This is a genomic window from Rhizomicrobium sp., assembly GCF_056722145.1.
Window position 1 is genome coordinate 18,058 of the sequence record NZ_JBWZET010000033.1, and the last position, 18,131, is coordinate 36,188.

At 64.7% G+C, this 18,131-nt stretch carries 18 protein-coding genes; 10 read left to right on the plus strand and 8 right to left on the minus strand.

What is annotated here, in order from left to right; translation table 11 throughout:
- The first annotated feature begins 322 nt into the window (after nucleotides 1–322).
- The 4 genes from cyoA to cyoD are packed head-to-tail and all read left to right on the plus strand — an operon-like array spanning nucleotide 323 to nucleotide 4,212.
- Nucleotides 323–1,228, plus strand: coding sequence for a ubiquinol oxidase subunit II (gene cyoA / locus AC1P6P_RS01955; protein WP_481400753.1), 906 nt, complete (start codon nucleotides 323–325; stop codon nucleotides 1,226–1,228).
- Nucleotides 1,229–1,253: 25 nt separating this feature from the next.
- Nucleotides 1,254–3,236, plus strand: a complete 1,983-nt coding sequence (cyoB, locus tag AC1P6P_RS01960; protein ID WP_481400777.1) for a cytochrome o ubiquinol oxidase subunit I — start codon at nucleotides 1,254–1,256, stop codon at nucleotides 3,234–3,236.
- Complete coding sequence (gene cyoC / locus AC1P6P_RS01965; RefSeq protein ID WP_481400754.1) at nucleotides 3,233–3,835, plus strand: cytochrome o ubiquinol oxidase subunit III; 603 nt, start codon at nucleotides 3,233–3,235, stop codon at nucleotides 3,833–3,835. Before cyoB ends, cyoC begins: the two co-directional genes overlap by 4 nt.
- Nucleotides 3,832–4,212, plus strand: a complete 381-nt coding sequence (gene cyoD, locus AC1P6P_RS01970; protein ID WP_481400755.1) for a cytochrome o ubiquinol oxidase subunit IV — start codon at nucleotides 3,832–3,834, stop codon at nucleotides 4,210–4,212. The genes cyoC and cyoD overlap by 4 nt, the downstream gene beginning before the upstream one ends.
- 3 nt (nucleotides 4,213–4,215) lie before the next feature.
- Here the strand turns inward: cyoD and AC1P6P_RS01975 are convergent, their stop codons facing one another.
- Together AC1P6P_RS01975 and AC1P6P_RS01980 are read right to left on the minus strand one after the other, a co-directional pair.
- On the minus strand, nucleotides 4,216–4,605 hold the full coding sequence (locus AC1P6P_RS01975) for a helix-turn-helix domain-containing protein (protein ID WP_481400756.1): 390 nt from the start codon (nucleotides 4,603–4,605) through the stop codon (nucleotides 4,216–4,218).
- A gap of 107 nt (nucleotides 4,606–4,712) precedes the next feature.
- Complete coding sequence (locus AC1P6P_RS01980; RefSeq protein ID WP_481400757.1) at nucleotides 4,713–5,795, minus strand: LysR family transcriptional regulator; 1,083 nt, start codon at nucleotides 5,793–5,795, stop codon at nucleotides 4,713–4,715.
- 86 nt (nucleotides 5,796–5,881) lie between these two features.
- Between AC1P6P_RS01980 and AC1P6P_RS01985 the strand changes: the two genes are divergently transcribed.
- Nucleotides 5,882–6,187: a hypothetical protein gene (locus AC1P6P_RS01985; protein WP_481400758.1), complete on the plus strand. Its 306-nt coding sequence runs from the start codon at nucleotides 5,882–5,884 to the stop codon at nucleotides 6,185–6,187.
- Nucleotides 6,188–6,191: 4 nt separating this feature from the next.
- Here the strand turns inward: AC1P6P_RS01985 and AC1P6P_RS01990 are convergent, their stop codons facing one another.
- A complete protein-coding gene (locus tag AC1P6P_RS01990; protein ID WP_481400759.1) occupies nucleotides 6,192–6,812 on the minus strand; it encodes a response regulator transcription factor in 621 nt (206 codons plus the stop codon).
- Between the two features lie 259 nt (nucleotides 6,813–7,071).
- Here AC1P6P_RS01990 and AC1P6P_RS01995 point away from each other — a divergent pair, with 259 nt between their 5' ends.
- Both AC1P6P_RS01995 and AC1P6P_RS02000 read left to right on the plus strand, forming a co-directional pair.
- Nucleotides 7,072–7,443, plus strand: a complete 372-nt coding sequence (locus AC1P6P_RS01995; protein ID WP_481400760.1) for a hypothetical protein — start codon at nucleotides 7,072–7,074, stop codon at nucleotides 7,441–7,443.
- Between the two features lie 54 nt (nucleotides 7,444–7,497).
- Nucleotides 7,498–8,070, plus strand: a complete 573-nt coding sequence (locus AC1P6P_RS02000; protein ID WP_481400761.1) for a hypothetical protein — start codon at nucleotides 7,498–7,500, stop codon at nucleotides 8,068–8,070.
- Here the strand turns inward: AC1P6P_RS02000 and AC1P6P_RS02005 are convergent.
- From AC1P6P_RS02005 to AC1P6P_RS02015, 3 genes are all read right to left on the minus strand, one after another.
- Entirely contained in the window at nucleotides 8,067–9,737 is a 1,671-nt protein-coding gene (locus AC1P6P_RS02005; RefSeq protein WP_481400762.1) for a PAS-domain containing protein, read from the minus strand. The genes AC1P6P_RS02000 and AC1P6P_RS02005 overlap by 4 nt on opposite strands.
- A gap of 63 nt (nucleotides 9,738–9,800) precedes the next feature.
- The gene (locus AC1P6P_RS02010; RefSeq protein ID WP_481400763.1) at nucleotides 9,801–10,502 is read right to left on the minus strand and encodes a Crp/Fnr family transcriptional regulator; all 702 of its coding nucleotides are present in this window, start codon (nucleotides 10,500–10,502) and stop codon (nucleotides 9,801–9,803) included.
- Between the two features lie 256 nt (nucleotides 10,503–10,758).
- Nucleotides 10,759–11,841 (minus strand): pentapeptide repeat-containing protein, encoded by a 1,083-nt coding sequence (locus AC1P6P_RS02015; protein ID WP_481400764.1) that lies wholly within the window; start codon nucleotides 11,839–11,841, stop codon nucleotides 10,759–10,761.
- 195 nt (nucleotides 11,842–12,036) lie between these two features.
- On the opposite strand from AC1P6P_RS02015, the gene AC1P6P_RS02020 reads away from it, so the two are divergent.
- On the plus strand, nucleotides 12,037–13,539 hold the full coding sequence (locus AC1P6P_RS02020) for a TetR family transcriptional regulator (protein WP_481400765.1): 1,503 nt from the start codon (nucleotides 12,037–12,039) through the stop codon (nucleotides 13,537–13,539).
- On the opposite strand, the gene AC1P6P_RS02025 is transcribed toward AC1P6P_RS02020, so the two are convergent.
- The gene (locus AC1P6P_RS02025; protein ID WP_481400766.1) at nucleotides 13,536–14,087 is read right to left on the minus strand and encodes a DUF805 domain-containing protein; all 552 of its coding nucleotides are present in this window, start codon (nucleotides 14,085–14,087) and stop codon (nucleotides 13,536–13,538) included. The two genes, AC1P6P_RS02020 and AC1P6P_RS02025, sit on opposite strands and share 4 nt — an antisense overlap.
- Nucleotides 14,088–14,218: 131 nt before the next feature.
- Here AC1P6P_RS02025 and argC point away from each other — a divergent pair, with 131 nt between their 5' ends.
- Nucleotides 14,219–15,163, plus strand: coding sequence for an N-acetyl-gamma-glutamyl-phosphate reductase (gene argC / locus AC1P6P_RS02030; RefSeq protein WP_481400767.1), 945 nt, complete (start codon nucleotides 14,219–14,221; stop codon nucleotides 15,161–15,163).
- Nucleotides 15,164–15,198: 35 nt separating this feature from the next.
- On the plus strand, nucleotides 15,199–17,145 hold the full coding sequence (locus AC1P6P_RS02035) for a hypothetical protein (protein WP_481400768.1): 1,947 nt from the start codon (nucleotides 15,199–15,201) through the stop codon (nucleotides 17,143–17,145).
- On the opposite strand, the gene AC1P6P_RS02040 is transcribed toward AC1P6P_RS02035, so the two are convergent.
- A complete protein-coding gene (locus AC1P6P_RS02040) occupies nucleotides 17,126–18,124 on the minus strand; it encodes a hypothetical protein (RefSeq protein WP_481400769.1) in 999 nt (332 codons plus the stop codon). The two genes, AC1P6P_RS02035 and AC1P6P_RS02040, sit on opposite strands and share 20 nt — an antisense overlap.
- Between the last annotated feature and the right edge of the window lie 7 nt (nucleotides 18,125–18,131).

Below are 18,131 nucleotides of genomic sequence, written 5' to 3' on the forward strand. Positions count from 1 at the left end.
GTACTTCTGAGGCAATAAATTGAGTGGCGTAGTGGGAAATGATGGCCAACCTTCGCCGACAATTGCTTTGCGACATTTTGGCCGATTGCTTGCGACAGTTCGGTGCCGCTCTTTAGAGCAATGCTAAAGAGCGGGGTCGATTCAAATTCTGCAAACTGTTCTTAATTCATTTGAAAGACGATCAGCGCCCGCAATCGGGCTCACTCCGGCCGCAGCGGCAGGCCGTGAACGAGCGTTTCCACCACCCGCCGCGGGCTGGGATTTGAGCTTGTCACCCACATCCAAGCGGTCCCGTTGGGCCACACACGCCGCGCGCGCCGCAATGCTGGCTGCCGCAGCGACGCTTCTCAGCGGCTGCGATGCCGTTCTTCTCGACCCCAAAGGGCCGATCGGCCTTGCCGAGCGCGACGTCATCCTGCTCGCCACCGGCTTGATGCTGCTGGTCGTGGTGCCGGTGATCGTGATGGTGCTGGCGTTCGCCTGGAAGTATCGCGCGTCCAACACCGCGGCGACCTATGCGCCGAACTGGAGCCACTCCACGGCCATCGAAGCGGTGGTGTGGTCGATCCCAGTGGTGATCATCCTGATCCTCGGCACCGTGACGTGGATTTCCACCCACACGCTCGATCCGCGCCGGCCGATCGCCTCCGATCAGGCGCCGCTGGAAGTACAGGTGGTGTCGCTCGATTGGAAGTGGCTGTTCATTTATCCCGAATACGGCGTCGCCTCGGTCAACGAGCTGGCGCTGCCGGTCGGCCGCCCGGTGCATTTCTCGCTGACCAGTTCGGGGGTGATGAACGCGTTTTTCATTCCGCAGCTCGGCACCCAGATCTACACCATGCCCGGGATGCAATCGCAGCTGTTCCTCAAGGCCGATCACGCCGGCAGCTATCTCGGCATTTCCGCCAACTATTCCGGCCGCGGCTTCGCCGACATGAATTTCCAGGCCCGCGCCATGGACGCCGACGCGCTGAAGGCCTGGGTGGCGCGTGCCAAAACCGCGGGTGGGCTCGATACCCGCGCCTATCGCACCCTGGCGACGCCGGGAACGCACGCCATCGCCGTCTACGGCACGGTGGAGAAGGGGCTGTACGAGCGCATCCTCAACCAGTGTGCCCTCGGCGGCATCTGCACCAACGACGCCGTCAGCATGGCGCGCATCAAAGGCCCGGTTCCCAAAGGCCCGCTGTGCGATCCCAAGACCGGCAAACCCATAACGAAGAGCTGATGCCATGAGTGCTCACGAAAGCGTGCTGTTCGGCAAGCTGTCTCTCGACGCCATTCCGTTGCACGAGCCCATCATCATGGGCGCGGTCGCCGGCATGGTGGTGGTGGGATTGGCCGTGCTCGGCGCGGTGACCTATTTCAAGCTGTGGAAATGGCTGTGGTCCGAGTGGCTGACGAGCGTCGATCACAAGAAGATCGGCATCATGTACATCCTGCTTGCCCTGGTGATGCTGCTGCGCGGCTTCGCCGATGCGCTTCTGATGCGCGGCCAGCAGGCGGTCGCCTCCGCCGGCGCGGCCGGATACCTGCCGCCGGACCATTTCGACCAGATCTTCACCGCGCACGGCGTCATCATGATCTTCTTCATGGCGATGCCGTTCGTGATCGGGCTGATGAACATCGTCATGCCGCTGCAGATCGGCGCCCGCGACGTGGCGTTTCCGTATCTCAATTCGCTGAGCTTCTGGTTCACGGCGGCCGGCGCCATGCTGGTGAACATCTCGCTTGCCATCGGCGAATTCGCCCATGTCGGCTGGCTCGCTTATCCGCCGTTGTCGGAATTGCCGTTCTCGCCGGGGGTGGGTGTCGACTATTACATCTGGGCGCTGCAAATATCGGGCATCGGCACGCTGCTGACGGGCGTGAACTTCATCACCACCATTCTCAAGATGCGTGCGCCGGGCATGAAGCTGATGCACATGCCGGTCTTCACCTGGACGACGCTGTGCGCCAACATGCTGATCGTCGCCGCGTTCCCGATCCTGACGGTGACGCTCGCCATGCTCGGCCTCGACCGCTACCTCGGCATGCATTTCTTCACGCCCAACGGCGGCGGCAACCCGATGATGTACGTCAACCTGATCTGGGCGTGGGGCCATCCCGAAGTCTATATCCTGATCATCCCATGCTTCGGCATCTATTCCGAGGTGACGGCGACGTTCTCGGGCAAGCCGCTGTTCGGCTACACGTCGATGGTCTACGCCACGATGTGCATCACCGTGCTGTCGTTCATCGTCTGGTTGCACCACTTCTTCACCATGGGCTCGGGTGCCAACGTCAATGCCTTCTTCGGCATCACGACGATGATCATCTCCATCCCGACCGGCGTGAAGATCTTCAACTGGCTGTTCACGATGTTCCGCGGCCGCGTCCGCCTCGACGTGCCGGTGCTGTGGACCATCGGCTTCATCATCACCTTTGCCATCGGCGGCATGACCGGCGTTCTCATGGCGGTGCCGCCGGCCGATTTCGTGTTGCACAACTCGCTGTTCCTGATCGCCCATTTCCATAACGCCATCATCGGCGGCGTGGTGTTCGGCGTCATGGCCGGCTTCTATTACTGGTTCCCCAAGGCGACCGGCTTCCGGCTCGATCCTTTCCTCGGCAAGGTGTCGTTCTGGTGCTGGTTCGTCGGCTTCTACATCGCCTTCATGCCGATCTACGCTCTCGGCCTGATGGGCATGACGCGCCGGCTCGACCACGTCGACAATCCGATCTGGCACGCCTACCTGATCGTTGCGGTCATTGGCACGGTGCTGATCGGCATCGGCATCACCGCCACCGTGGTGCAGGTGGTGCTCTCCATCATCCGCCGCGACAAGCTGAAGGACACCACCGGCGATCCGTGGAACGGGCGCACGCTCGAATGGGCGACGTCGTCGCCGCCAGCCTTCTACAATTTCGCCACGGTGCCGACGGTGAAGGGCATCGATGCCTTCTGGACCATGAAGCAGGAGGGCAGGGCGCCCAAGCTTGAGCCCGCTTATGCCCGCATCCATATGCCGAAGAACACCGGCACCGGCGTCATCATCGGCGTCCTGTCGATCGGGCTCGGCTTCGCGCTGACCTGGCACATCTGGTGGATGGCGGCGGGATCGTTCCTCGCCATGATCGCGATCAGCATCTGGCACAGCTTCGACGAACATCGCGACTGGTTCGTACCGTCCGAGACGGTGGCCGTGACCGAAGCGCTTCACTTCAACGCCAAGGTGCCGGAGGTGGCGCAATGACGGCCATAACCCGCGAATTCCCGATCGCCCACGACGATCACGGACCGGATTCCAAGACGCCGCTCGGCTTCTGGATCTATCTGATGAGCGACTGCGTGCTGTTCGCCTCGATCTTCGCCGGCTTCGTGGTGCTGCGCGACAATCTCGCCGGCGGACCGGCTGGGCGCGATCTGTTCGACCTTTCGTTCGTGGCGGTGGAAACCGGATTGCTGCTCGTTTCAAGCCTGACCTATGGGCTCGCCATGATCGCAGCCAATGCCGGCAACCTGCGCACCGTCTACGTTTGGCTGGGACTGACTTTCCTCTGCGGGCTCGGTTTCGTGTCGATGGAGGTGCACGAGTTCTCGAAGCTGATCGCCGAAGGGTCGGGGCCGGATCGGTCGGCGTTCCTTTCGGGCTTCTTCACCCTGGTCGGCACTCACGGGCTGCACGTCACCTCGGGCCTGGTCTGGATGGGCGTGATGTTCGCCCAGCTTGCGCTGCGCGGCCTGACGGCGGTCAACCGCACGCGACTGCTGCTGCTCAGCCTGTTCTGGCATTTCCTCGATATCGTCTGGATCGGCGTTTTCAGCATCGTCTATCTGATGGGAGCGGCATGATGACCAAGCCCGTCGACAAGCATGAATTCGAAGACGGCCACGATTTCGACGGCAGCGGCGCGGCGCACCCGACGCTCCAGGAATACCTCGTCGGCTTCGTCCTGTCGGTGATTTTGACGGCAATCCCGTTCGCCGCCGTGATGACCCATGCGGCGCCAACGGCGGTGCTGATCCCGGCGGTGGTCGCCGTCGGCATCGTGCAGATATGCGTGCACCTGAAGTGCTTCCTGCACATGAAGCGCGGATCGAGTCAGCTGTGGAACAACGCCGCCTTCGTATTCGCCGCGGTGATCGTCGGCATATTGGTCGTCGGCTCGCTGTGGATCATGTATCATCTCAACATGAACATGATGCCGGGCATGATGCCGGTGGAGTAGGGCTTATTCGCCAGCCATTTCCTGCACCAAACTCACGATGATGCGGCGTTGGCGAGGGTCTTTGATGCGCAGGAAGCCTTCGCACAGCTTCCAGCCTTCGGCGCTGTAGGCGAAACCGGCGACTTCGTCGAGCTTCTCAGCACGCTTGCTGCCCTCGGCCGTGCCGGCGCTCTTGGGGAACAGCTCCTCCACGCCGATGCCATAGAGGGAGGCAAGCTGAAACAGCCGTCCGGCGCCGATGCGGTTGAGGCCGGCTTCGTATTTCTGGATTTGCTGGAACGTGACGCCGATCTGTTTGGCGATCTCGGCCTGGCTGAAACCGAGTTGTTTGCGGTACGTGCGCAGCCGCCCCGCTACATAGGCGTCGATCGAGTTGGCTGCTTTCGGCGACATCCCGACTCCCGTCCGCAATGTGTGCGGATGCTAATTGCACCCGCATTCAGAGCGTGTAGCGTCGGAGTTGACAACGGCACTCAGATTTTACCGCAGCAACGTTAAACCTATGGTTGATTGTTGTGGTCGTCCGTAGACGGACCGCTGCGCTTGTTCCTGCGACGCGGTGCCGGGCCGTCGTCCGCGACGCCGATGTCGAACGGATTGGCCATGGCTTTGCCGTGAAATTTCGCCTTCAACTCCTGCGGGGGAATGTATTCGTCGCGAAACCATGGATAGAGGCGGGGGTTGAACGCTTCCACCAGCCAGTCGGCCAGCGCACGGACGCGGGGAATGTCGGAAGCGCTGTCATGATAGGTCATCCAGATGTCGGTGTGATAGCGGATCGGCAGGTCGATCGGCACCAGCTCGGCCCCAAGGGCGTAGACATAGGTCGGCAGCATACCGACGCCAGTGCCGCGCGCCACCGCCCAATAATGCACGCTTGAGACATTGGAGCGCTGGGCGATGAATGTCTCGGGTGCGACGCCGGGGAAAAACTGATTGTAGACCCGATGCGCGTTCTCATCGCTGTCGCTCTGGATGACCAGCCGATGGTTGGCGATATCAGCCATGCTCTTGGGCACGCCGTAGCGCGCGATATAGGCCGGCGCTGCGAAAAAGTGCAGGTGCATGCGGCCAAGCTTGACGACCTTGAGGTCCTTGGCGGTCGGCCGCGTGATCTGCACCGCGATGTCGGTCTCGAGCCGTAACACGTCGCTCGACTGCATGGTGGCGTGGACGTCGACGAGCAAGCCACGATGGTCGCGCTGGAACTCCACCAGCCGGTTGCCGACCCACGCCGCACCCAGCCCTTCGGTGACCGACAGGCGGACTTCGCCGGTCAGTGACTGTCGGGCCGGCTCGCAGACGCGCAGCATCTCGAACGAGGTTTTCTCCATTTCGGCCACCAGCCGATGCACGCGCTCGCCCTCGGCGGTCATGCGGACGCCGTCTACATGGCGGGTGACGAGTTTGGCGTTGAGCGATTTCTCGAAATCCTCGATCCGCGACCTGAGCGCATTCACCGAGATGTTCAGGTGCTCGGCGGTGGCGCGGAGGCTGCGGCGGCGCACCAGTTCCAGGAAAAGGTGGGCGCCCTCCCAGTCCGGCAGGCCCCGGACGGGGCGTCGCAGAACGTGTTCGCTCATGCGAACACCCCGTTCGCTGCCACTCTGCATACGGATCACTCCCGCTCGTCTAAAACATTTGTCACGAAGGCGACTGGAGCTTGAAAATGGTCCAGAAGTTGAAGAAGCGCAAACCGTCAACGAAGCGGCGAAAGGCGGCACCGCGCCGCAAGCCGACGCATCCGGGCCGGCGGCGCGACGAAGCCGAAGTCGCCTTGGCGACACTATTGGCGCTGCTGCACGCCGACCGCTGGTTGTTCGAAGCCGCCGAACTCGCCCGTAAAGGCAATCTGGCGGGCGAAATCGAGCGGTTCGACAGCATCCGTCTGGCAATCGTCGAGTCGATGAACCGGCTGCAACCGCGCGCCTATGGCGCGATGACCGATGGCGGTTTCGGCATAGGGGGCCTTTAGCCGTTCAATTGCCGCTGACGGTCCGGCGGGCCGTCATCGTAAGGCGCACCAGATCGGAAAGGCTGCCGGCCTTCAGCTTGTTCATGATCTGGGCGCGATAGACCTCGACGGTGCGCGGCGAGATGCCGAGATTTTGCGCCGCGGTCTTGTTGGAATTGCCGGCGACCAGTTCGTCGAGCACATGACGCTCCCGGGGGGTGAGCAGGGCCAGGAGCCGCCGGGCAGAACGCACCTCGGCACTCCTGGCCCGGATCTCTTCGCCGATCACGATGGCGCGGCGGATCGAGGCGAGCAGCGCATCGCTCTCCACCGGCTTTTCGAGGAAATCGATCGCCCCCGCCTTCATCGCCCTGACCGCCATGTTCACTTCGCTCTGGCGCGAGACGATCACCACCGGAAGGTCGCCGCGGCGGCGCGCCACTTCGCGCTGGAGCGACAGCCCGTCCATTCCCGGAATGGCAAGGTCGGCGACAACGCAGGCGGCACCGAACACGTCGTCGCCGAGAAAGTCGGCGGCGTTGGCGTAATCGCGCACCGCGAAATCGGCCGCTTCGAGCAGCAGGCGCAGGGACGCGCGGGTCTCGTCGTCATTGTCGACAATGCATACAGAACGTGCGGTGTTCATCGCCAAGCCTCTTGCATCTCTCAATGGCGCGACTGCTGCGCGAAGGCCATGCGACGCCGAGCCGCTACCCAATCCGTGTGCAAGGCTTACCAATGGTGAATGCTGCCGTTCCATCTTTGTCATAAGTCACAACAAAGGAAAGTACGCGCAAACACGCAACGTTGGCGATTGTGCCGAAACGGGACGGCTAGGCACAACACCGCATTGTGCGAAACGGCCTTCCGGCGGACGATTCGAGCCGCAAGCAAGGGTGCGGGCGATGCGTGGAATCTGTCTCATCACGGCGGGCGTCGAGGGCGGTCTGGAGCCGATTTTTCGCGCCTGCGGCCTCGAAGTCTGGACGCCGCAAGCGGCCGAGGACGCGCGCATCTACGGCGCTGCCTTGTGCCTCGTCATCGACATGCCGCGCGATGCCGGCTACCGCACCTTGCGACTTTTCCGTGACTACGGCATCGCCACGCCGGCGCTGCTGATCGTCGATCCCGGCCGCGAAGTGGCGGTTTCGGAGCTGGATTGCGGCGGCGTCATGGATGTACTGCCGCGCGATGCAAATCCGCTGCGGATCCTGCGCTGGATTCAATCACTGCTCGCCGCCCGCCAGGCACTGGAGATGCAGCGCCAGAGCGCGTGAAACCGGGGCGGATACTGTCGCGTTCCCTTATGCGAAACCGATATACGGACCACGATGCGACGCTTGGTTGTTGTCAACGGTCATCCCGATCCCCGCCGGCTGCGCTTCTGCGCCGCGCTGGCCGATGCCTATGCCTGCGGCGGCGAAGCGGGCGGCTGGGACGCCGATATCCTTCGCGTCGGCGAGTTGGCGCTGTCCGCACTGGCGGCTTTGCGCGAAGGCAACGAGCCTGAAACCGCAGCGGCCGACATGCTGGCGACCATCGACGGTGCCGATCGCCTCGCCATCGTCTATCCGCTCTGGTTTGACAAGCCGCCGGAGCCGCTGACGGCACTGTTTTCCCGCATCGGGCCGCGCAAGGCGCATGTAATCGTCACCATGGACATGCCGGCGTTCGCCTATCGCTCGATCCTGCGCGGGCCGGCGGAGACGCCGATGCTTGCCATTCCCGGCGTGGCGCCGGATGAGCCGGTGCTGATCGGCTGCGCATCCACGATCAACAGCGACCAGCGCCGTGTGTGGCTGGACGCGATGGCCGACTATGGCGAGCGCTCGCGCTTCGGGTGCAGTGCGATCCCCTCGCGGATGCAAGCCTTCGCCGATCGGGTATCGGAGTTTTTCGCCTAAGCCGCGGGCACCACCACGGGACGGGGCTCGCTCAGCACGTCTTCGAAGCGCTTGATGTCTGTCTGATCGGCGAACGTCACCAGCGTAGCCCCATCGGGCAGGCGCGTCAGTGAAAGCGACAGCGCCTTGCCGTCGGCGCGCGCCAAGTCACCCCATTCGCCAAGCCGTTCGGGCTGGCTGGAGTTCACGCCGGCCGCGATCATGCTCCAGATGCCGTCGCGGCCGGTGCGTGCCGAGCAGAGATCGGCGATCCGCGTCAAGTGCGGTTCGTTGCTGAGGTCGACTTCTTCGAGCTTCCACAACTGGGTGAAGGCGTTGTTGTGCATCCTGAGGCGACCGTCCGGTCCGAACAGCGCCAAGGCCTGCTCCATGGTGTTGAGCAACGCGCGCTGGGTACGCAACAGCAGCTGGTGCGAGGACTCCATCCGCAACCGCTCGCTGATATCGCGGAACAGATAGACCGTGCCGCCAAGCAAATACGGCACCGAACGGACATCGACGCTCATGCCCGTCGGCAGATGCCAGGTTTCCAAAACGTGCTGGCTGGCTTCCTGGAATTGCTGCAGATGCTCCTGTTTCCAGGCGGCAAAATTGCGCTGCTCGGGCACGCGGCGCATCTCGCGCAGGCGGTCGAGCACATCGCTCAAGCTCGGATGCGCGTCGAGCCACGGCTCCGGCAGGTGCCACAGGCGCACGTAGGCATTGTTGTAGGCGATCAGCCGCTGGTCGGCGCCGAAAATCGCGACCGCGGTCTCCAGCGTGTTGAGCACGGCGCCGAAAGCGTCGATGGACAACTGCAAGCGCGCTTCGGCGCGGGCGAGCTGGGTGGTGTCCTGGGCAAAGCCGGCAATGGAGCGATCGGGCAGGCGCTTCAAATCAAGCGCAAGCGAGCGGCGCTCGCCGTTGACGACGGCGTAGCGCTTGGCGGCAACAACGTCACGGCCTTCGCCGGCGGCGCGCGCCAGATCGCGTTCGGACCGGTCGAGGCTCGCATCCTTCAACACCGCCTCGCGCACCGTCGCGGCGCCGGTGGCTGCCAGGAAGGCGCGATTGGCCCAGGTGAGCACGAAGTGCTTGTTGCGCACCCACACCGGCTGCGGCAGGGCATCGAGCACGGCGCCGAAATCGTGATCGGGGCCGGCATCGCCACGGTCGATGCGGAAGAACACGGCGGCGCGCGAACCCACGGCACAGCCGCGCACCGCGACCTGCGGAAAGCTGGCGGTTCGCACCGTGTGCGTGAAGCCGGTGCCGGCGGCGAGGAGGTCTTCAAGCTTGGCGGCGAGCGCGGGCGCATCGGGGCCATCGAGGCACGCCTGCAACAAACCAGCGCCGCCGCGATAGCTGAGCGGGGCATTGATATCGGAGCCGAGCACCGCGATCGCCTCGGGGCAGGCCGAGATCATCGCCTCGCGAAAGCGCACGTCGGACTGGGCGCGGGCGAGGGCGGCGCGCATGGCGGAGCGATAGGCGCGGGCGCGCATATGGGTGACCACCGCCCACAGGCAGCAGCCGAGCCCGAGCAGCAGCGCCGACACGACCACCGCGGCAACGCTGTAGCGATGGGCCGGATCGTCGCCGAGGACGGTGAGCCAGTGCGCCAGACGGGCGACGCCGTTGACGACGAACAGGTAGGCTCCCATGACGAAATCGAAAAGCGTGTGCATGGCTCAACTCATCTCACCGTTCTCACAACGCGCGAGAGCGGCCAACAGCAACGCGGAACAACATCAAGGCAGGATTGCGGCGACCGTACGCAGCGCATCGCCGTTGCGGACAACGACAAGATGGGCGTTGGGCACTTCGATGATCGCCTCGGACTTCAACGACGCCAGCGCCCGGCACACCGTTTCGATGGTAAGGCCGAGATGATCGGCAATATCCTGGCGGGGCATCGGAAGATCGACGCGGGCGCCGCAAACAAGCACCGGTTTCTCGATCATCCGCACAAGGAATGACGCTACGCGTTCGCGGGCGCTGAGACAGCTGAGCAAGTAAAGGTGGCGGTGTGCATCGCGGATGGCGTCGCAGAGGCAGGCGAGAACATCCGCCCGCAGACGGTTGTTTCCCTCACCGAGGCGTTCGAACGGCGCGCGCGGGTAGGCGGTCAAGGTGACCGGCGAAACCGCTTCGGCGGAAAGGGCGAAAAGACGGGCGTCGCCCAGCCCCCAAATGTCACCGGAAAAGAGGAAGCCGGAGATGTGCCGGCGGTCGTCAGCGCCGCGATGACAAAGGCGGACGCAGCCCGAGGAGACGACGTAGATGTGTGCAGCGGTCTCGCCGGCGCAGGCGATGGTCTCACCGCGCTGAAAGCGCAGGCGGACCGCCTGGTCCTTGAGCCGCGCCAGATGTTCGGACAATCCTTCCTGGCGGAGTTCGGCGTCCGTATCCAGTTCAGGTACGGCGCTGAGGCGAGCCGTGATCGCTACCATCTACCCATCCCCGTTTTCGTTACAACCGTCGATGGGCTCAGGGTGAGCGCATGGTTACCGAATCGATAGCTGGTAATTCCGCGTACGGAGCTTGGCGTAAATCATAGTCAGGACTTTCCGCGATGCGTGGCAGCATTCTAAAAAGCGCGTAGAATCAGGCTTAAATGCGCTGACGCGCGCGTCGTATGCGGCGCAAACACTTAACGCGCAGTCGTTTCATTTTGGGACGGCTTTGATTTTCGCCAAGCCTGCGGCGTCAGGAGAACACCGCCTCTGCGCGTTGCAGCGGCGAAAACGCGGTGTCGGCGAGATCGCACGGCAGCACGTCGCCGGCCTTCAATTTCAGCGGCCGCATGTCGGCGCCGAGAAATTTGGCGTGATGCAACAAGGCACCGCTGAAGCGCACGCCGCGCAGGTCCGCCCCTTCGAAACTGGCGCCGCGCAAGTCCGCGCCTTCGAAGTTGGCGCCCTGCAGTTCGGTGCAGGAAAAGTCGACGCCGGCGGCAATGGCGCGGCGGGCGGAAAGGGCTGTCAGCCGGAATTTGCCGATCTGGGACGCCAGCGGCCTGAGGTCGATCCCGTCGAGCACCGCGCAGGTACCGCGCCGCGCATCGGACTCGACCCAGTTCTGGTGGGCGTTGAGGCGGAACAGGATCTGCTGGCGCGCGGCGATCGCCTGATCGCTCGGCGGCAGCACGCAGTCCTTGAACGCCTCGGGCGCAACCTGCAACTCACTGACGTCGACGTCGGTGAGAATGGCGCCCGTCAGGACGACGCCGCTCATGCGGGCACCCTTGAACTTGGTGCCGACGATCATCGCCCCGGTGAAATTCGCTCCGTTGAGATCGGCGCCTTCGAACGTCGCACCCGACAGCGAGCAGTAGCTGAAATCGACGCCGGCTGCCGAACCGTTGCGGTCGATCACCGCGTCGGAGGCACTGCCGCTCTTCAACAGGCGGCCGGCGCGAAGATCGGCGCCGTCAAGGCGGGCGTGCGCCAGGTTGGAGCCGTTGAGCGTCACTCCGCGCATGTCGGCGTGCGAGAAGTTGGTATAGCGCCCGTCGATGTTGCTCATCTCGCAGCAGTAAAGCGTCGCGTTGGAGAAATTGCCGAATTTGAGATTGGAGGCGGTGAGGATCGAGCCGGACAGATCGGCTTTCGACAACTGGCAGTTGGACAGGTTGGTCGAGCCCAGGAAGCACGACAACAATTGGGCGCGCTGACCGCCGCGGGCATTCGCCAGGAACGCCTTGTGTTCAGCGATGATGCGTTCAAGGTCACCGGCATTCAGCTGGGTGAAACCGCGGACGTGATCCAGTTTAACGGCGGCTGACGACACGATGCGCTCCGGAAAATCGCGACGTTGACGCCGCGGATAGTAGGTAATGCTCCTTAAGCGGCGGTTGACGGTTTTGACGCAAATGTTCCAGTAACGGAATTGTTTACCGCTTTCCTAACTCGATATTTTGGCCAAGACTTTCTTCACCAACCCGGCGCAGAGTTGACGCGGGTTGTGAGGGTCGGAGCCGCAACATTGTCCGAGGGACATACGATTGCCGCGGCACGCATGGATGCGCGGGAGGCGATAATCGCCGCCGCCGAGGCGCTTTATCGGCGCGGCGGGGCCGACGCGGTGACCCTCAGCGCGGTGGCGCGCGAGGCCGACTTCGCCCGCGGCGTCATTTACGCCCATTTCGCGAGCCGGCAGGAATTGCTCGCAGTGGTGGTTCCGGCGGAACCCGTTGCGCGCGAAGCGCCCCCTGCTGATGGTTACGATGCGCTGATGAAGGCCCAGGCCGAGGTGCTTCAGGAGATCACCAAGCAGGTGATTGTCCCGGGCCCGCGCACGCGGGACGCGACGGAAACCGCGCTCGCCAAGCTCGAAGCCCGCATGGCGGTCAATGAAAAGTCGCTGGCGGCGCTCGAACAACGCGTCGGCGAACGGCTGAAAGGGCTCGACGTCGATACCGGCGGTCTCGCCGAGCGGCTGCACGGCCTGCGCCAGCGGCTGGAGAAGTTCGAAGAGAAGCAGATGGTGGCGCTCGCCCAGCTTCGTCTCGACGTCCATCAGCTCCATAACGGCGGCCCGCCGCTCGAACCGGAAGCGGTGCCCGAGACGGTGCCGGAGCCAGATCCCGAACCGGCGATCGCGCCAGAACCTGTCGAGCCGGTTGGCGAAGAGGAAGTGCCGCAACCGTCGCGGATGGCCCATTACCTGTTGTCGGCGCGGCGTGCGGCCAACGATGCGGCAGAGCGGCGGGCGCGCGAGCCGGCCAAGCGCAAACCGGCCTGGATACGCTTTCTCGGCAAGCGGCGTTGGGCCCTTTTGGCGGCGGCGGCGGCGCTGGTGGCGTGGTTCGACATCTACGTGTTCGCCCACTACCAGCCCGCACAAGGGGCGGCGATGCCGCGCGTGGCGCAGCCGCTGACGCCGCCTGCAATCACCGCCAAGCCGGAGTGGAGCCCGCGCGCGCAACTCGTCCGCGGGCTGAAGTATCTCAACGGTACCGGCGTGCCGGTCGATGTCGACAAGGCGCGGCTATGGATCGAGCGCGCGGCATTGCGCGGCCAGCCGGTGGCGCAGAATCTGATGGGCGTGATCTACCAGACCGGCACCGGCGTCACGGTCAACATGCCGGTGGCGATCGGCTGGTACGAGGGCGCCGCCAAACTCGGCAACCTCAAGGCCATGACCAACCTCGGCAAGCTGTATGCCGGCGGCTGGGCCGAAGGTGTCGACTACGCCAAGGCGGCAGAGTGGTTCAGCAAGGCCGCGGCGGTCGGCGATGTCGATGCGGCGTTCGATCTTGCGGTGCTCTACGAGCGCGGCGAGGGCGTCGCGCGCAATCCGGCCGCGGCCTACAAATGGTACGCCATCGCTGCCGCGCGCGGTGACCGCAATGCCCGCGTGCGGGCCGAAACCCTGGCGCCGCAATTATCGCCGGAAGAGCGCGATGCGGCCGATACCGCGGTTGCCGGGTTCCGTCCGCGCCCCGTCGCCAAGGACGCGAACGAAACCCCGCAGGTTTCCGGCTAGGGGACCGGGTTCACGCCCGGCGCTTTCGGATCGGGGCCGTAGTGGTTGGGCCCGACCGTACCCGGCTGGGCCCACAAATAGATCAGGATCACGGCGATCACGAGCGTCGCCAGCGAGACCAACGCCATCAGCCCGCCGAACATCACGGCACCGGCCGAAACGGCATACGGATTGGCATACGGATTGGCGTAGGGATGATAGCCATAGCTGCCGACCAGCGCCGTGGCCAGGAAGACAATCGCGATCAGCGAGAGCACCATCATCGCCGCGTAGAGACCCGCGAAGATCCAGACCAGCGTGCCATTGCGGCCGGTGTCCTGCAGGCGGCGAATGCCGAGCCCCACGGTCGGCAGCAACAGCGCCAGACCGACCAGCGGACGCAGCACGCCGAGCCCCAGAATGGCGCCGATGATCCCGGCAACGATCGACACCACCACTGAGGCAAGGATGAAATACCAGAACTCCTGGCGGCGAACGCGGCCTTTCACGTCGAAATAGTGTTCGAGGAGGTTGCGGCGGAAGACTTCGATGACAGCTTGCGGATCCATGATCAGCCCCTTTTCCCAGCGTGCGCAACAGTGCGCATCAGCCCAGGGTTGAAATTAGGTCGTTCATGGGCCTTGTCAACCGCGCTGTTGCGAGTAGAAGGGTCGCGATTTTTTCAGGGGAAGAAGCCACAGTGGCACACACGGTTTTCATCGACGGCGCAGCGGGAACGACAGGTCTTGAGATCCGCGAGCGGCTGTCCGGGCGAAGCGACTTGACGGTCGTGCAGCTCGGCGAGGCCGATCGCAAGGACGCCAAGGCCCGCGCCCGCGCGCTCAACGATGCCGATCTGGTGGTGCTGTGTCTGCCCGACGATGCGGCGCGCGAAGCCGTGTCGCTGATCGAAAATCCCGACGTGCGCGTCGTGGATGCCTCCACCGCGCATCGCACGGCGCCGGGCTGGGTCTACGGCTTTCCAGAACTCGAACCCGACCAGCGCGCGAAAATCGCCGCCGCCAAGCGGGTGGCGAACCCGGGCTGCTGGGCGACGGCATTCATCGCCCTGGCGCGTCCGCTGGTGCGCGCCGGTGTGCTGCCGGTGGATTTCCCGGTCACTGCCAACGGCGTCTCGGGCTATTCCGGCGGCGGCAAGAGCATGATCGAGGAGTTCGAGAAGAAAGACTCGCCGAAATACGTCGAGACCGTCGTGCGCCCCTATGGCCTGACGCTGAAGCACAAGCATCTGCCGGAAATGAAGGCGCATACCGGCCTGGCACACACGCCGGTGTTCGCGCCGTCGGTCGGACGCTTCTACCGCGGCATGCTGGTGGAATTGCCGCTGGCGTTGTGGGCCTTGCCGGGCAAGCCGACCGCCGCGGCGCTGCATCAGGTGCTGGCCGAGGCCTATGCCGGCGAGGCGCTGGTGGAAGTTGTGCCGGCCGATTTCACGGTGCCGAACCTCGATGCCGAAGCGCTGAAGGGCACCAACCGGCTCAAGCTGTTCGTGTTCGGCAATGATGCCTCGGGCGAGGTGCGGCTGGTGGCGCTGCTCGACAACCTCGGCAAGGGTGCCGGCGGCGCAGCGGTGCAGAACCTCAACATCATGCTGGGACTGCCGGAGACCACCGGGCTACTCTGATCTCCGGGGCGCGCGCGCGAAGAGGGGGACGCGTCATGCATCCGCGACGGTGGATCATCATTTGCGACGACACGCTCGGCCGCTTGTTTCCTGAGGCGCGTGCGGCCGGTGTGGCGGCGCTGGCGCTCACCATCGTTTACGGCGTGGCGCTGGCGGTGTTCAAACTCCTGCCGCTGAACGATGCGCTCGCTTTTGCGGCGCTGCTGGGGCTTGTGTTTCTGCTGCTCGGGCGCTGTTCCGGCACGCCGCAGCGGCTGCTGCTACACGCGATCACGCAAGTGATCGTGCTGAGCTGGGTCATCAATTTGTGGACGCTCGGCTACGAGGGCCGCAGCGCGGTGTTCGGCGGCATCCTGCCGTGGAGCGACTCCTTCGGTTTCCTGAATGATGCCTTGCGACTGACGCATGGCCAGTTGCTCGAGATGAGTGCCAAGCGGCCGGTCTTCCCGACCACGCTGGCGACCCTGCTGCGCCTGTTTGGCGGCGACCTTCGCCTGGCGCTCTTGGTGCTGAGTTCGTTTGCGGCGTTCAGCGTGGCGCTGGCCACCAATGCCGTCTGGCGCACCCATGGCCGTCGCGCGGCGCTGATCGTGTTCGCGATCCTGATGCTGTCGGAGCGCCACTGGGCCGGCGTGATCCAGACCGAGGACATCGGCCTGCCGCTCGGGCTGATCGGCTTCACGCTGATCTGGCGCGCCACCGCCGCCGCCGACACCCTCCCGTCCCGTGCCCGGTGGATGGTGCTGTCCGGCCTGTTCGCTATCACCATCGCTTTGGTGGCGCGGGCGGGGGCGTTTTTCATCCTGCCGGCCCTGGCGGTGTGGAGTGCATTGCATCTGGTGCCGGCGCAGTCGAGCCGGATGATGCGGCTTCGACACCTCGGGTGGGCGCTCGCGGCCATTCTCGCGGGTGCGGGCGTGCACGAAGCGGTGCTGCACGCCGCCGCCAACGGCATGAGCTTTTCCGATTATCCAGCCATCGTGTTCGGACTGATCCACCACAAGGATTTCACCCTGCTGCTGGAGGCGCACCCGGAATTGAACGCGCTCACCGGCGCGGCACGGGCCGGGGCGGCGTGGCAGATCGTAATCGCCGAGGCTCTGGCGCATCCGGGGCTGGTGATCGTCGGAATGCTGCGCTCCGTCGCCGAGCTGATCTACACACCCAACGGCCTGTTCGGCTTTGTCTGGCGCAATCCCGACGACATCGTGCTGGAAAACGGCGCCGCGGTGCGGGCCGCAATGGCGCAGCATGGCCTGTTCGGTCCGTTCGTGTTGTGGGTAGCCCAGCGCGGCGTCTACAGCCTCGTCAATGCGTTGGCGATGGCGGTGCTTGCGATCGCCTGGGTGGGCGCGACCGCGACGGCGCTGGTGGCCTTGTACCGCCGCAACGCCGACCGTTTCACCATCTTGCTGCGCTGGGCGATCGGCGGCGTGCTGCTGTCGGCGCCGTTCACGCCACCCTGGATAACCCAAGCCCATCAGGTCGAGACCGCAACGCTCGCCTTCCTGGCGGTGACGACGGCGACCTGGCGGTTGAGCGGGCGTCCGCTGCCGCGCCTGGGAGCAAAGCGTGTGATGTGGCTGCCGCCGGGCTTTGCCGCCGCCGTGATGGCGGCCGCTGTGCTGCTGCCTTGCGTGCCGCTGAAGGCGCCAGACAGCACGCGGACGATGCACGTTTATCCGAGCGCCACGGTGCGAGTGGTCGACCGGCGGACCCTCAATTTTACCGACCGCCGCGACAGCGACCTGTGGTTTTCGACACAATACCTGAAAAAGCACAACGCCGCCTTCACCGCCTCGCTGACGCCCTATTTGAAGTCCGGCACCGTTTATGTTCTCGGCTTCGATGCGCGCGCCGGCAACGCGAAAATTCTGATCGACGACAGCGGCAGGCTCGATCCGCGCGGCGGTTGGCAGGCGGTGACGGCTATGCCGTTGACCGAACCTGCCGTGCAGCACGTCACCGCGGCTGGGCGCTGATCCGCAGGCGCAGGACGATCAGGCCGACCAGGGCGAGGGCGTCGAGCACTGACTTGCCCCAGAAGTCCAGCGGGGTTGCTCCGATGAAGCCGACAAACCCCACCCCCATGCTGCCGAGCATGGCGCCGACCACGACGGCGTAGCGGTGAGCGTCGCTCCACGCCGACGAAAAGCGGGCAAAGATCGCAGTACCAGCGAAAGCGACGGCGATGCCGGCGAGTGCGGGCGGCAGCGGCGGCACGTTCGGCCACAGGCGGAAGGCGAGGAGGACGAGCGCGTACCAACCCACTGCAATCACCAGCGCGACGGCCCCGGCCAGCAGCGGTGGGCCTTGCAGCGGGCGTGACGGCCGGGAGAGCCGGCGCCGCAGCGGTCCGAGCGCGAGGACTATCAGCACCAGAATGGCCACAGCAGCCGCAATGGCGTGCGGCAGCGGCGGCGCGTAGGCGGGCAGATGAAAGACTTTCGTGCGCGCGATCTGGGTCCAACTGAACCAGGCGAAGAAGCAGCAAAGCGCGAATACCGGAATGCAAACGGCGAGGCCGCCGCGGCTGATCCAAATGCCGTCACGGCGTGCGGGGAACAGCAGTTCCACCAGCATCACCGGCACGAACGCCACCAGCGCCGCCTCGTAGCCCACCGCCCAGACGAGATAGAGCCAATTCACCCCGAAATCACGGGCATAGGGTGGGCCTTTCACCAGTTCGATCACCAGCGGCGCGAACGAGGTTTGCTGGATGAGGAATTCCTCGGCGAACGACAGCGCGACCGCGAGCAGCAGCATGTTGCGCCAGCCAAGGCCCCACTTGCGCACCGCCGCGCGGACCAGAAGCGCACCGATGCCCCAGATTCCCATTTCCACCGGCAAGACGAAGATCGAACTCATCCGTGTGGCGCCGGGCAGCACCTCGGCGATCAGAGGTGCGGCGACGACCAGCGTCAGGGCCGGGGCGATGCGGCGGAAGAACCCGTTGGACATGCTTTCC